The sequence below is a fragment of the Nonomuraea sp. NPDC049655 genome (assembly GCF_044465465.1).
GTDB lineage: Bacteria > Actinomycetota > Actinomycetes > Streptosporangiales > Streptosporangiaceae > Nonomuraea.
This window is the reverse complement of sequence record NZ_JBITLS010000011.1, coordinates 16,287-30,354: the sequence shown is the minus strand read 5'-3', so window position 1 is coordinate 30,354 and position 14,068 is coordinate 16,287. Positions and strand designations below refer to the sequence as shown.

The 14,068-nt window shown below is 74.4% G+C and carries 11 protein-coding genes; 9 read left to right on the top strand and 2 right to left on the bottom strand.

Translation table 11 applies throughout. The annotated features are described in order from the left end of the window. Positions 1-93: 93 nt before the first annotated feature. From ACIBQ6_RS31890 to ACIBQ6_RS31870, 5 genes are read left to right on the top strand one after another with little or no spacing between them, the layout of a single operon-like run. Entirely contained in the window at positions 94-1,476 is a 1,383-nt protein-coding gene (locus ACIBQ6_RS31890) for an SWIM zinc finger family protein (RefSeq protein ID WP_397216383.1), read from the top strand. Beyond that, entirely contained in the window at positions 1,473-2,810 is a 1,338-nt protein-coding gene (locus ACIBQ6_RS31885; RefSeq protein WP_397216381.1) for a DUF5691 domain-containing protein, read from the top strand. The genes ACIBQ6_RS31890 and ACIBQ6_RS31885 overlap by 4 nt, the downstream gene beginning before the upstream one ends. Next, entirely contained in the window at positions 2,807-3,871 is a 1,065-nt protein-coding gene (locus tag ACIBQ6_RS31880; RefSeq protein ID WP_352323438.1) for an AAA family ATPase, read from the top strand. The genes ACIBQ6_RS31885 and ACIBQ6_RS31880 overlap by 4 nt, the downstream gene beginning before the upstream one ends. Beyond that, positions 3,868-6,204 (top strand): DUF5682 family protein, encoded by a 2,337-nt coding sequence (locus ACIBQ6_RS31875; protein WP_397216379.1) that lies wholly within the window; start codon positions 3,868-3,870, stop codon positions 6,202-6,204. The genes ACIBQ6_RS31880 and ACIBQ6_RS31875 overlap by 4 nt, the downstream gene beginning before the upstream one ends. Positions 6,205-6,208: 4 nt before the next feature. Beyond that, positions 6,209-7,348: a VWA domain-containing protein gene (locus ACIBQ6_RS31870; protein WP_397216377.1), complete on the top strand. Its 1,140-nt coding sequence runs from the start codon at positions 6,209-6,211 to the stop codon at positions 7,346-7,348. A gap of 156 nt (positions 7,349-7,504) precedes the next feature. Here the strand turns inward: ACIBQ6_RS31870 and ACIBQ6_RS31865 are convergent, their stop codons facing one another. After that, complete coding sequence (locus ACIBQ6_RS31865) at positions 7,505-8,953, bottom strand: DHA2 family efflux MFS transporter permease subunit (protein WP_397163771.1); 1,449 nt, start codon at positions 8,951-8,953, stop codon at positions 7,505-7,507. A gap of 99 nt (positions 8,954-9,052) precedes the next feature. On the opposite strand from ACIBQ6_RS31865, the gene ACIBQ6_RS31860 reads away from it, so the two are divergent. From ACIBQ6_RS31860 to ACIBQ6_RS31845, 4 genes are all read left to right on the top strand, one after another. Further along, complete coding sequence (locus ACIBQ6_RS31860) at positions 9,053-9,781, top strand: TetR/AcrR family transcriptional regulator C-terminal domain-containing protein (RefSeq protein WP_358285057.1); 729 nt, start codon at positions 9,053-9,055, stop codon at positions 9,779-9,781. A 62-nt stretch (positions 9,782-9,843) separates the two neighbouring features. After that, positions 9,844-11,235, top strand: a complete 1,392-nt coding sequence (locus tag ACIBQ6_RS31855) for an MFS transporter (protein WP_397216375.1) — start codon at positions 9,844-9,846, stop codon at positions 11,233-11,235. Between the two features lie 100 nt (positions 11,236-11,335). Beyond that, positions 11,336-12,340, top strand: a complete 1,005-nt coding sequence (locus ACIBQ6_RS31850; RefSeq protein WP_397216373.1) for an enolase C-terminal domain-like protein — start codon at positions 11,336-11,338, stop codon at positions 12,338-12,340. A gap of 38 nt (positions 12,341-12,378) precedes the next feature. After that, complete coding sequence (locus ACIBQ6_RS31845) at positions 12,379-13,035, top strand: class I SAM-dependent methyltransferase (RefSeq protein WP_358285060.1); 657 nt, start codon at positions 12,379-12,381, stop codon at positions 13,033-13,035. 41 nt (positions 13,036-13,076) lie between these two features. On the opposite strand, the gene ACIBQ6_RS31840 is transcribed toward ACIBQ6_RS31845, so the two are convergent. Beyond that, positions 13,077-14,051, bottom strand: coding sequence for a BtrH N-terminal domain-containing protein (locus ACIBQ6_RS31840; protein ID WP_397216371.1), 975 nt, complete (start codon positions 14,049-14,051; stop codon positions 13,077-13,079). Positions 14,052-14,068 lie beyond the last annotated feature (17 nt).

Sequence of the window (14,068 nt, the reverse complement as noted above, 5' to 3'; positions counted from 1 at the left end):
ATCTTACGAGGGCCCGGGGCGCGCGGGGACCGCGTCCGGCGGACGGGCCGCCCGCCGCGCGAACTGTCGGTCGGCCTGGCTAGTCTGCGGCAGGTGATCGAACGGTGGAGCCTTGATCAGGTGCTCGCCCTCGCCCCCGACGCGTCGTCCAGGAAGGCGGCTCAGGGGGTGGCCGCGGCGGGCAAGTGGTCCTCGCGCGGCACGACGGGCAGCGTCCTGTACGGCGAGTGCGCGGGCAGCGGGTCCAAGCCCTACCTGGCGTGCGTCGACCTGACCGAGCCCGCCTACCGGTGCAGCTGCCCCAGCCGCAAGTTCCCCTGCAAACACGCGCTGGGCCTGCTGCTGCTGTGGTCGGCCGACGGCGTGCCCGCCGAGGAGGCCGCGCCGCAGTGGGTCACCGAGTGGCTCGACGGCCGCGCCGAGCGCGCCGCCAGGTCCGCGGCCCGCGCCGAGACCACGCGCGACGATGCCGCCGCGACCGGAGCTGGAGCTGGGGCCGCGACCGGCGCCGGCGCCGGGGCGGGGAAGGCGGAGTCGGTGCGGCAGGCGCGGGTGGGGGCCGGGCTGGCGGAGCTGGAGCGCTGGCTGGCCGACCAGATCCGCCAGGGCCTCGCGTCCTCCGCCGAGCACGACTGGGACGGCCTGGCCAAGCGCCTCATCGACGCCCAGGCCCCCGGCGTCGCCGGCCTGGTGTCCCGGCTGCCCCAGGTGCGCGCGGAGGACGACTGGCCCGGCCGGCTCCTGGAGGAGTACGCGCTGATCAACCTGCTCGCCGTCGCCCACCGCCGCCGCGCCGAGCTGCCCGCGCCCCTGGCCGAGACCGTCCGCATCCGCACCGGTTTCCCGGTCACCCGGGAAGAGGTGCTGGCCGGGCCGGCGGTGCGCGACCACTGGCACGTGCTCGGCCGCCGCGACGACGAGCACGACCGGCTGACCGCCCGCCGCGTCTGGCTCAAGGGCCGCGCCACCGGCCGGGCGGCGCTGGTCCTCTCCTTCGCCCCGCCCGGCCAGGCCCTCGACGCCTCGCTGGTCACGGGCACCACGATCGACGCCGACCTCGCCTTCTACCCCGGCGCCGCGCCCCTCCGCGCCCTCGTCGCCGCCCGCCACGACGCCGGCCCCCTTCCCGGCGAGGGCGCCCTGCCGGCCGGGGTGCCGGCCGGGGTGCCGGCCGGGGTGCCGGCCGGGGTGCCGGCCGGGGTGCCGGCCGGGGTGCCGGCCGGGGAGGCGCTGGAGGAGGTGGCGCGGGTGCTGGCCGACGATCCCTGGACCGAGTCGTGGCCGCTCGTGCTGGCCGGCGTCGTCCCCGGCCGCACGGCGGTCGGCGGGTTGCCGCTGCATCCCCGGGCCCGCGACCCCTGGCGGCTGATCGCCGTCTCGGGCGGCCGCCCCGTCACGCTGGCCGCCGAATGGACGCCGCAGGGCCTGCGCCCGCTCACCACCTACGACGACGACGGAACGGCGGTGCTCCTGTGACCTGGGACGACCTGGCCTCGACGGCCCTGGTGGGCACCGACCGCAGGCCGTACCGGGGAGACCTGCTGGCGGCCGCCGCCGTCGAGACGGCCCGGCGGCGCGCGGGCCGCGGCCCGGTCGAGGCCGCGCCGCCGTCCCCCGCCCCGGCGGAGGAGCTGCCCGCCGTGGGCAGGCGCGCGGCCGAGCGGCTGGTCCGGATCATGGGGGGCGACTACGACCGCCTGCTGCCCGAATGGCTGGCCGCGGCGGCCGCGACCGGCCGCAGGGTGCCCTGCGACGTGCTGCCCGACCTGCTCGAACGGGGCCGGCGCGACCGCTCGATCCGCGCCCACCTGGGCGTGCTGGCCGGGCAGCGCGGCCGCTGGCTGGCCGGCCTCAACCCGGCGTGGGGCTACCTGCTGGAGGAGCCCACCGGCGAGACCTGGGAGCTCGGCGGCCCCGCCGACCGCCGCGCCCACCTGCGCGCCCTGCGCGCCGCCGACCCCGCCGCGGCCAGGGAGCTGCTGGAGAGCACCTGGGAGCGGGAGACGCCCGACGACCGGGCCGAGTTCGTCGAGCTGCTGGCCGACGGGCTCGCCATGGGCGACGAGCCGTTCCTGGAGGCCGCGCTCGACGACCGCCGCCGGGAGGTCCGCCAGGCCGCCGCCAACCTGCTGACCCGGCTGCCCGGCTCCCGCCTGTCCAGGCGTATGGCCGAGCGGGCCCGCGCCTGCGTGTCGATCTCCGGCTCGGCCATCGCCGTCGAGGCGCCCCTGGAGTGCGACCGGGCGATGGAGCGCGACGGCGTGCGTCCCAAGCCGCCGCGCGGCATCGGCGAGCGGGCCTGGTGGCTGCAGCAGATCCTGGCCCGCGCCCCGCTGGGCTTCTGGGGCCGGCCGCCGTCCGCGCTGCTGAGGATGCGCATCCCCGACTGGGACGCCGAGGTGAAGGCCGCCTGGGTCCGGGCCGCGGTGCTGCAGAAGGACCCGGAGTGGGCGCGCGCGATGTTCGGCTGGGACCCGATCGCCGACCTGCTCGAAGCGCTCCCGCCCGCCGAGCAGCAGGAGCTCGCCGCGGGCTTCGTCCAGAAGCACGACCTCGACAGCCAGTTGATCATGGTGCTCGGCGGCGTCTCGTCCCATTGGCGGGAGGGCCTGGCCACGGCCGTCCTGCACAAGATCGTCAAGGTGGCGGCCGTCCAGCCGTGGAACCTCGGCGAGCTGGTCAAGCTGGCGGGCGAGCACATCGACCCCGCGCTGTTCCCGCTGGCCGAGAGCTACTCGCCGGTGGCGCCGATCCAGCAGGTCGCCGCCCTCCTGCGTTTCCGTGCCGACATGTACAAGGAGCTCGCATGACCGTCCTGCGTCCCCACGCCGAAGACCAGTACGCCGAGGAACTGGCCTACCTGGCCAAGGACGACGACCGCCCCCGGCCCCCCGGCTGGAAGTTGTCGCCGTGGGCGGTGACCCGCTACATCCTGGGCGACGACGACCGCGTCACCCCCAAATACGTCGGCGCCCGCCGCATCGTCGAGGTCGCCGTGGCCACGCTCGCGACCGACCGCGCGCTGCTGCTGCTCGGCGTGCCCGGCACGGCCAAGACGTGGTTGTCGGAGCATCTGGCCGCCGCCGTCAGCGGCGACTCGACGCTGCTCGTCCAGGGCACCGCGGGCACCGCCGAGGAGGCCGTCCGGTACGGCTGGAACTACGCCAGGCTGCTGGCCGAGGGCCCCTCGTTCGAGGCGCTGACCCCCTCGCCGGTCATGCGGGCCATGGCCGAGGGGCGGGTCGCCCGCGTCGAGGAGCTGACCCGCATGCCGTCCGACGTCCAGGACGCGCTGATCACCGTCCTGTCGGAGAAGACGCTGCCGATCCCCGAGCTCAACCGCGAGGTCCAGGCCGAGCGCGGCTTCAACGTCATCGCCACCGCCAACGACCGCGACCGGGGCGTCAACGAGCTGTCCAGCGCCCTGCGCCGCCGGTTCAACACCGTCGTGCTGCCCGTGCCCGCCAGCGCCGAGGAGGAGGTGCACATCGTCGCCCGCCGCGTCACCCAGCTCGGCCGCTCGCTGGAGCTGCCGGAGACCTCCACCGGCCTGGCCGAGATCAGGCGCGTGGTGACCGTCTTCCGCGAGCTGCGCGCCGGCGTCACCGAGGACGGCCGCACCAAGGTCAAGTCGCCGAGCGGCACCCTGTCCACGGCCGAGGCGATCTCGGTGCTCACCAGCGGCATCGCGCTGGCCGCCCACTTCGGCGACGGCGTGCTGCGGCCCTCCGACGTCGCGGCCGGGATCGTCGGCGCGGTGGTGCAGGAGCCGGTCTCCGACCGGGTGGTGTGGCGCGAGTACCTGGAGACCGTGGTGCGCGAGCGTCCCGACTGGCGCGACTTCTACCGCGCCTGCCGCGAGGTGTCATGAGCGCCGTCTCCGTGCTGGGCGTGCGCCACCACGGCCCCGGCTCGGCCCGCGCGCTGCGGCGCGAGCTCGAACGCCTGCGCCCCGACGCGATCCTCGTCGAGGGGCCGCCGGAGGCCGACGCGATCGTGGCGCTCGCCCCCGACCTGGAGCCGCCGGTCGCGCTGCTCGCGCACGTGCCCGGCGCGCCGGCCAGGGCCGCGTTCTGGCCGTTCGCGCAGTTCTCGCCCGAATGGCAGGCGATCCTGTACGGCGTCGCGGCCGGCGTCCCGGTGCGCTTCTGCGACCTGCCCGCCGCCCACTCCCTGGCCGACGACGAGGAGCACGAGGAGCACGACGAGTCCGGCGACGGACTGCGGGCCGACCCGATCGGCGCGCTGGCCGCCGCGGCCGGGCACGACGACCCGGAACGCTGGTGGGAGGACGTCGTCGAGCACCGCGGCGACACCCCCTTCGAGGTGATCGCCGAGGCCATGGCCGCCGTGCGCGAGGGCCACGTGCCGGCCGGCCGGGAGGCCAGGCGCGAGGCGTACATGCGCAAGGCGCTGCGGGCCGCGATCAAGGAGGGGTTCGGCACGATCGCGGTGGTCTGCGGCGCCTGGCACGTGCCCGCGCTCGCCGGGCCGCTGCCCCCGGCCGCCGCCGACAACGCGCTGCTGCGCGGCATGCCGAAGGTGAAGGCCGAGCTGACGTGGGTGCCCTGGACGTACGGGCGGCTGGCCTCCTGGAGCGGCTACGGCGCGGGCATCACCTCGCCGGGCTGGTACCACCACCTGTTCACCGCCCCCGACCGGCCGGTCGAGCGCTGGCTCACCGAGGCCGCCGCCGTGCTGCGCGAGGAGGGGCTGCCGGTCTCCTCCGCGCACGTCATCGAGTCCGTCCGCCTGGCCGACACCCTGGCCGGGCTGCGCGGCAGGCCGCTGGCCGGGCTGGGCGAGGTGACCGAGGCGGCCAGGGCGGTGCTGTGCGAGGGCGACGACCTGGCCGTCGAGCTGATCCAGCGGCGGATGGTCGTCGGCGACCGGCTCGGCCACGTCACCGACGGCACCCCGATGGTCCCGCTCCAGCGCGACCTGCGCGAGCAGCGGCGGCGGCTGAAGCTGCGGCCCGAGGCCCTCGACCGGGAGCTCGACCTCGACCTGCGCAAGCCGCTCGACCTGGAGCGCAGCCACCTGCTGCACCGGCTGCGGCTGCTGGAGGTGGGCTGGGGCACGCCGGGGCAGGCGCGCGGCAAGGGCACGTTCCGCGAGTCCTGGACGTTGCAGTGGCGGCCCGAGCACGACCTCGCGCTCATCGAGCACGCAGCCCTCGGCACCACCGTCGCCGCCGCGGCCGCGCGGCGCGCCCGCGACCTGGCCGGGGCCGCGTCGGCGGCGCTCGCCGACCTGACCGCGCTGGTGGAGCAGTGCCTGCTGGCCGACCTGCCGCAGGCGCTGCCCGGCGTGCTGGCCGCGCTGTCGGCCAAGGCGGCGCTGGACACCGACGTCACCCAGCTGATGGCGGCGCTGCCCGCGATGGTCCGCGCCCACCGGTACGGCGACGTGCGCGGCACCTCGGCCGAGGGGCTGGCGGTGATCGTGCGCTCGATGCTCGACCGGATCTGCGTCGGGCTGCCGGTCGCGGTCACCGCGCTCGACGACGACGCGGCGGCCGAGCTGCTCAAACACGTCGACGCCGTGCACGCCGCCGTCGCCCTGCTCACCGAACCCCCCACCGCCCCGCCGCCGCCCATGGCGGCCGACGCGGCCGGGGCGGACGGCGGCGCTGAGGCGGCGGAGGCGGACGGCGAGGGTCCCGCGGTGGAGACGGACGGCGGCGGCGCGGGGGAGGCGGACGACGGGGCCGGCGGTTCGCCGCGGGCCCGGTGGCTGGGCACCTTGCGGGGCATCGCCGACCGGCAGGACCTGCACGGGCTCATCGAGGGCCGGCTCACCCGCGTCCTGCTCGACTGCGGCGAGCTCGCCGACGCGGGCGACCGCATGTCCAGGGCCATGTCCCGGGGGCAGACCCCGGTCAGGGCGGCGGCCTGGGTCGAGGGGTTCCTGTCCGGCGGCGGCCTGCTCCTGGTGCACGACCCGCGCCTGCTGGGCCTGGTCGACGCCTGGCTGACCGCGCTGCCCGCCGACCAGTTCACCGACGTGCTGCCGCTGCTGCGCCGCACGTTCGGCGGCTTCGCCGTGCCGGAGCGGCGGGCCGTCGGCGAGCGGGTGAGCGCGGCGGGCCGCGCAGGCGGCACCGGCGGCGCCGGCGACGGGAACGAGCCGGACATCGACGAGCGGCGCGCGGCGGGAGCCGTGGCGACCGTGCTGGCGATCATCGGGAGAGACCGTGGATGAGCGCATGCGCAGGTGGCGACTGGTGCTCGGGGGCGGCGACGCCGACGGCACCGGCTGCGCCCTGCAGGGTGCCGACGCGCAGATGGACGCGGCCCTGGCCGCCGTCTACGACCACGACGGCCGCGAGGGGCAGAGCCGGCGCGAGGGCGGCCTCGGGGCGTCCGCGCCGCGGGTGGCCCGCTGGCTGGGCGACATCCGCACGTACTTCCCGTCCACGGTCGTCCAGATCATGCAGAAGGACGCGATCGAGCGGCTGAACCTCACCCGGCTGCTGCTCGAACCGGAGATGCTGGAGGCCGTGGAGCCCGACGTGCACCTGGTCGGCACGCTGCTGGCGCTCAACCGGGTGATGCCCGCGCAGGCTCGCGAGTCGGCCAGAGCGGTGGTGCGCAAGGTCGTCGAAGAGCTCGAACGCCGGCTGGCCGACCGCACCCGGGCGGCGGTGACGGGCGCGCTCGACCGTTCGGCGCGCACCCACCGGCCCAGGCGGGTGGCCGACATCGACTGGGACCGGACGATCCGGGCGAACCTCAAGAACTACCTGCCCGACCGGAACACGGTGGTCCCGTCGCGGCTCGTCGGCTACGCCCGCCGGCAGCGGTCGGTGCAGCGCGAGGTGGTGCTCTGCATCGACCAGAGCGGTTCGATGGCGGCCTCGGTGGTGTATTCGAGCGTGTTCGGGGCGGTCCTGGCCTCGATGCGGTCGCTGAAGACGTCGCTGGTGGTGTTCGACACGGCGGTGGTCGACCTGACCGAGCAGTTGCACGATCCGGTCGAGCTGCTGTTCGGCACCCAGCTCGGCGGCGGCACCGACATCAACCGGGCGATCGCCTACTGCCAGGGCCTCGTCACCCGCCCGGCCGACTCCGTCTTCGTCCTGGTCAGCGACCTGTACGAGGGCGGCGTGCGCGAGGAGATGCTGCGCCGGGTGGCGGCGATGACCCAGGCCGGAGTGCAGGTGATCGTGCTGCTCGCGCTCTCCGACGAGGGCGCGCCCTTCTACGACCACGACAACGCCGCCGCGCTGGCCGCGATGGGCGTGCCCGCGTTCGCCTGCACCCCCGACGCCTTCCCCGACCTGATGGCCGCCGCCATCGAACGCCGCGACATCGCGCGCTGGGCCGAACGCCACGTCGGCACCTGAGCAGGGCACGCGGAAGACGGCGGCTCCGGACGCCGCGTCAGCCCCTGACCGGGGCGCGCGGAAGACGGCGGCTCCGGATGCCGCGTCAGCAGCTGACCCGGGGGCGCGGACGGCCGCGGCTCCACCCCCGCAGGGGAGCCGCGGCCGGGCCGGCGCTCAGTGGCCGGCCTGTTCGGGGCGGGCCTTGCGCGGCATGAGGAACGACAGGGCGAAGGTCACGGCCAGCAGCCCGACCTCGACCCAGACGGTCACCTGCATCGCCGAGCCGAAGCTCCACTCCTGCTTGAGCAGGTTGAAGAAGAGCGTGCCGAGCACGGCGGTGCCGAGCGCGCCGCCGAGCTGCTGGACGGCGGTCATCGTGCCCGAGGCCGACCCCGACTCGTGCGGCTCGACGCCGGCCAGCACGATGTCGAAGAACGGCGCCATGGTCAGGCCCATGCCGATGCCGACCAGCGCCAGCCCGGGGGCGAGCTGCCAGACGCCGACGTCGGTGCCGGCCAGCTGGATGGTCACCCCGAGCACGGCCGCGCCGGCGGCCATGACGACCACGCCGATCTGCAGCAGCCCGCGGCCCAGCTTCTCCTGGAGCCCGGACATGGCCAGGCCGAAGCCGAGCACGCCGCCGACCGCCTGGGGAAGGCTGGCCAGGCCCGCCTTGAGCGGGCTGAAGTGCAGGCCGGCCTGCATGTAGATGCTGAAGACCAGGCTGAGGCCGATCATGCCGGAGAAGAACGCCAGACCGGCCACCAGGCCGCCGGAGAAGGCCCGCTTGCGGAACAGGCTGGGCGTGACCAGCGGGTCCTTGCCGGACGCGGCGCGGCGCGACTCGTACCGGCCGAACAGGGCGAAGACGACCAGCGAGGCGGCCATCGAGACGAACGTCCAGGCGGGCCAGTCGAGCTCCCGGCCCTGGATCAGCGGGTAGATCAGCAGGAACCCGGCCACGGAGACCAGGCCGACGCCGACCAGGTCGAGCCTGGTGGCGTTCGAGAGGCGGTACTCGGGCAGGAAGCGGATGCCGGCGACGGCGGCGGCCAGGCCGATCGGCAGGTTGATCAGGAAGATCATGCGCCAGCCGGTGCCGAAGAAGTCGGCGTCGACCAGCCAGCCGGCCAGCACGGGGCCGCCGACCGACGAGATCGTCATGACGGGCCCGAACATGCCGAACGCCTTGCCCATCTCCTGCGGCGGGAACATCTCCTTGATCAGCCCCAGCCCCTGCGGCAACATCACGGCGCCGAACAGGCCCTGCAGCACGCGGCTGGCGATGAGCATCTCGGGGCTGCCCGCCACGCCGCACAGCAGCGAGGCGGCGGTGAAGCCGAAGGCGCCGATGAGGAACATGCGCTTGCGGCCGAACAGGTCGCCGAGCCGCCCGCCGGTGACCAGGCCGACGGCCATGGCCAGTGTGTAACCGGCGCCGAGCCACTGCACGAGGCTGTCGCTGCCGCCCAGGTCGGCGCGGATGGTGGGGGCGGCGATCGTGGTGATCAGCGCGTCGAGCAGGTCCATCACCTCGGCGGCCAGGATCACGAAAAGGGCGGCCCAGCGCCACCGGTAGGGCGCGACGGCCTCCGTGGCCTGCCCCGCATTGGTCACTGTCACAGGAACTCCTTCAGAACGCCGTTCTTAGGTACGAACACTGTTCGTTTACGAACACCGTTTTAGTGGCGAACACCGTTCGTGTCAAGTACAGTGTTCGCCATGGGGAGCAAGGAAGAAGCCGTGCCGGTGCCGCCGTGGCGCAAGTCCCGCAAGCAACCGCAGATCAGGCGGCAGCTCAGCCAGGACCTCATCGTCGAGACCGGGCTGCGCGTCCTCGACGCCGAAGGGCTCGACGCGCTCAGCATGAGACGCGTCGCCCAGGAGCTCGACACCGGCCCCGCCTCGCTGTACGCGCACGTGGCCAACAAGGAGGAGCTGCTCGAACTGGTCTACGACCGGGTGCTCGGCGAGATCCGCCTGCCCGAGCGCGACCCAGGCCAGTGGAAGGACCAGCTCAGGTCGTACGCGCTGGAGGTCTACCGGGTGCTGAACAAGCACGCCGACGTCGCCAGGGCGGCCCTGGCGAACATCCCCTCGGGCGGCAACTCCCTGCGCACCGGCGAGTTCGTCTACGGGCTGCTGCTGGAGGCCGGCATGCCGCCGCGCGAGGCCGCCCTGTGCCTCGACCGCCTGTCCCTCTACCTCATCGGCGACGCCTACGAGGGCTCGGTGCACATCAGCCGGATGCGCGCCGCGGGCGTGGCCTCGCAGGAGGAGTACTTCGCCTCCTTCGCCGGCCAGATCGCCGACTACTACCGGGGACTGCCGCGCGACCGTTTCCCGTACCTGGTCGAGCACATCGACGACCTGATCGACGCCGGCGGCGAGGAACGTTTCCGCTACGGCCTGGAACTGCTGCTCGACGGCATCGAGTCGCGCATGCCTTAGGCCCAATTGCCTAGGCCCCGCGCCCGATGTGCCGGTCCCGGCTTCCTCGTAGCTTTACCGTCATGACTACGACTGTTGATCCGATCGAGGACGTCGCCCCGGCCCCGGCCGGGGTGTTGTCCGCGCAGTACCGGGCGCTCAGCGTCGGCCTGGTCGCGCTCGTCATGCTGGTGGCCTTCGAGGCGATGGCGGTGGCGACCGCGATGCCGATCGTGGCCCGCGACCTTGGCGGCATGTCCCTGTACAACCTGGCCTTCAGCGCCACCCTCGCGGCCAGCGTGATCGCGACCGTGCTCGGCGGCAGGTGGAGCGACGTGCGGGGGCCGGTGCAGCCGATCGCCGTCGGCGTGGTCGCCTTCGTGGCCGGGCTGCTGGTCGCCGGGTTCGCGCCCACGATGGAAGTGCTGGTCGCCGGGCGGTTCGTCCAGGGGCTCGGCGCCGGGCTGATCCAGGTCTCCCTGTACGTGCTGGTCGCCCGGGTCTTCCCGGGGGCCATGCATCCCAAGGTGTTCGCGTTGTTCTCGGCCGCCTGGGTGGTGCCCTCCATGATCGGCCCGGCCATCGCCGGGTTCGTCGTGGAGAACGTGAGCTGGCGTTGGATCTTCCTCGGCGTCTCCGCGCTGGTCATCCCCGCGGCTCTGCTGCTGTGGCGCGGCACCGCGGGCCGCTCGGCCGAACGCGGCTCCGCCGAACCCGCCCCGGGCCTCGGCCGCAAGCTCGTCTGGGCCACGCTGACCGCCGTCGCCGCCGCCCTCATCCAGTACGGCAGCGCCCTGAAGCTGGCCGGCCTGCCGCTGCTCGTGGCCGGCGTCGTCCTGCTGGCCGTGGCCCTGCCCAAGCTGCTGCTGCCCGGCTCGCTGCGCGCCGCCCGCGGCCTGCCGACCGCCCCCGTGCTGCGCGGCCTGGCCTACGGCTCGCTCATGGCCGCCGAGGTGCTCATCCCGCTCATGCTGATGAACGAGCGCGGCCTGACCGCCACCGGCGCGGGCGTCGTCCTCACGGTGGGGGCGCTCGGCTGGTCCACCGGCTCCTGGATCAAGGGCCGCGGCACGATCAGCCACATGGTCGCCATCCGCGGCGGCGCCGCGATGATCGCCGTCGGCATCGCGCTGGTCTCGCTCGTGCTCGTCGATTCCCTGCCCATCGCGGTCGCCTATGTCGCCATGGCCATCTCCGGCCTCGGCATCGGCGCGCTGCACCCCACGGTGTCCGTGCTGGTGCTGGAGATGTCCAAGGAGGGCGAGGAAGGGCAGAACAGCGCGGCCGTGGGCGTCGGCGAGTCGGTGTTCACCGTCGTGGCCGTCGCCGTCAGCGGCGCCCTGTTCACCGCCACGGGCGAGAACTACGCCGTGGGGCTCGGATTCACCGTCGTGCTCGCCGTCCTGGCCGTCGTGCTGGCCCCCCGTTTTGTGCAGTCCGCCAAGGCAGGCACTATGGAAGGGACCGCGTCATAGTGATGAGAACGTCATAGTGCTGAGAACGCTGCCAAACGCATCGGCGTGGACGGCCTTCACCAGGCGCGACGACTCTCTCGTCATGGCTTAAGGGGGGTTCATGCCGCGAGTGCGGGAGCTGGAGGTCTTCCGGCTGGTCCTGCCGTACGGCGCGAGGTCGGAGAGCCTGCTCGTCAAGCTCACCGACCACGGCGGCATGACCGGCTGGGGCGAGGCCGTCTCGCCGGAGCCCAAGGCCTGGTCGCGGCTGGAGGAGTCGCTGGCCGCGCTGCTGATCGGCGTCGACTGGGAGCACCCCGACGCCGTGCCGAGCGGCGATCCGGCCGTCGACATGGCGTGCTGGGACCTGTGGACCAGGATGCGCGGCGTGCCGCTCGCGCACGCGATCGGCGGCACCCGCACCTCGGTGATGGCCACCGTGCGCCTGGCGCCCGACCCGTCCGTCGAGAGCCTGGTCGCCCGCGTCAACCAGCAGGTCTGCGCCGGTTACGGGCACGTCACCCTCGACATCAGGCCCGGCTGGGACGTCGAGCCCGTACGCGCGGTCCGGCGCGCCTACCCCGCCCTGACCCTGGCCGTCGACGGCGGCAACGCCTACACCGACCTCGGCCAGCTCGTCGCCCTCGACTCCTACGGCCTGGAGGTCATCGAGCGGCCCTTCCCGCTCAGCGACGTGCACGCGCACGCCGCGCTCCAGGACGACGTGGCCGCCTCGGTCGCCGTCGAGGTGCGCTCGACCGCCGAGCTGGACGACTACCTGACCCTGCGCGCCGCCAGGGTGCTCCTGCTGCGCCCCACCGCCTTCCCGTCGTTGTCGGAGGCCCGGCGGGCGCACGACCGGGCCGCCGCCGCCGGCTGGGACATCCAGTGCGCGGGCGGCCGGGGAGCCGGCCTGGCCAGGGCGGCCACGGTGGCGGTCGCCAGCCTGCCCGGCTGCACGCTGCCGTGCGACGTCACCCAGCCGCCGAAGCAGAACCAGATCGTCACGCCGCTGGTGGGCGCGAACGCGGGCGTCATCGCCGTCCCGCTCACCCAGCCCGGCCTGGGCCACACCATCGACGAGACCCGCCTCGGCCGCCTGGCCAAGGAGTCCTTCCACGCATGACCGGCCCGCATGACCCGCATGACCGACCCGGAGAGCCGATGACCGAGCGCGACCCCGACGCCGACGCCAGGCGGCTGGCCGCCCGATCGCTGGCCGCCGACGACCCGACCGGCTGGTTCGAGCACCTCTACGCCGAGTCGGCGACCGGCGACGCGATCGTGCCCTGGGACTCGCGCACCCCGCACTTCCTGCTCGTGGAGTGGACCGCCGGACGCGGCCCCGGCGGCGGGCGGGCGCTCGTGGTGGGCGCGGGCCTGGGCGACGACGCCGAGCACGTGGCGGCCCTCGGTCACGCGACGGTCGCCTTCGACGTGAGCGCGTCGGCCGTGCGCCTGGCCCGCGAGCGGTTCCCGGACAGCCCGGTCGACTACGTCACCGCCGACCTGCTCGACCCGCCCGCCGCCTGGCGGCACGCCTTCGACCTGGTGGTGGAGATCATGACCGTGCAGGCCCTCCCGGAGGAGCTGCACGCCCGCGCCACCGAGAGCGTCGCCGGGTTCGTCCGCCCCGGGGGCACGCTGCTGGTGATCGCGTCCGGCCGCGAGGACGGCGGGCCGGTCGGCGCCCCGCCGTGGCCGCTGACGGCGTCGGAGATCGCGGCGTTCGCGACCGGCGGGCTGACGGCTGAGCGGATCGAGGACCTGCGCGACGGCGGACGCCACCGCTGGCGCGCCACCTTCCGCCGTCCCCGCTGACCCCCGCTGCCCCCCGCTGACCCCGCCGGTCCCCGCTCCCGCTACGCCGCCTCGTACAGCGTCTCCATGGCCAGCCGCTCGCGCACGGCCAGGTCGTACAGCAGCGTCCCCGCCTGGTCGAGCGGCTGTTGCCGGCCGGTCTCCCCGGCCTGGGCCAGCAGGTCGGCCACCTCGCTCCACTTGGGCGCCAGCGCCATGTACGCCTGGCAGGCCGTCTCCAGGGCCTTGCCGGGCGCGATCATCTGGGCCTCGGCCAGGAACTCGGTGTAGAGGTTGCGGAAGAACGCGCCGCCCGTGCCGCCCCGCTCCATGAGGTTGGCCGTACGCGTGAGCTGCGCGGTCGGCCCGCGCTCCAGCCAGGTGGGGATGAGCGCGGCGGCCTGCTCGATGCCCCGGTAGCCGATGTTCCTCATCGCCGGGTTGAGGAAGGCGGCGGCGGTGGACCGGACGGCCGTCCTGACGGACTGCGGCAGGTCGGGCTCGGCGCACGGCCCCAGCGTGTACGACAGGTTGTGCGCCGTCATCGGCCCGGTCGCCGCGCGGGCCCGTTCGAGCGAGTCGAGCGGGACCCGGTTGCGGGTGCCCTGCTGGGCGGTGTCCACGAGGTGGGCGTGGCCCTCGTCGTAGCCGACCATCGCCACGTAGTGGCCGCCGAAGTGGTAGGGCGTCCTGATGTAGTCGAGGTGATAGCAGTCGAGCCGGATCCCGACGGGGGTGCCCTCGTCGAGGTGCCGGCGGACGTTCGACCAGGCCGTGATGGGGGAGGAGGTCTCCTGCGTGTCCAGCGTGAACCCGAGCGCGGCGGCCAGCTTCTCGGTCAGCGCGTGCGGCTTGACCCGTCCGCCGATCAGCGGGACGTCCAGCGAGCCGCTGTCCCAGTAGATGAAGCTCAGCCCTTCGCCCAGCCCGAACAGCATCGCCTCCGACAGCTCCACGCCCGCGTGCCGCAGCAGCGTGCCGGCGGTGGTCGTCTCACAGTGACGCCCTTCGAAGGGCGGAACGAGATCGATGAGCACAAGCCCAGTGTGCAGGA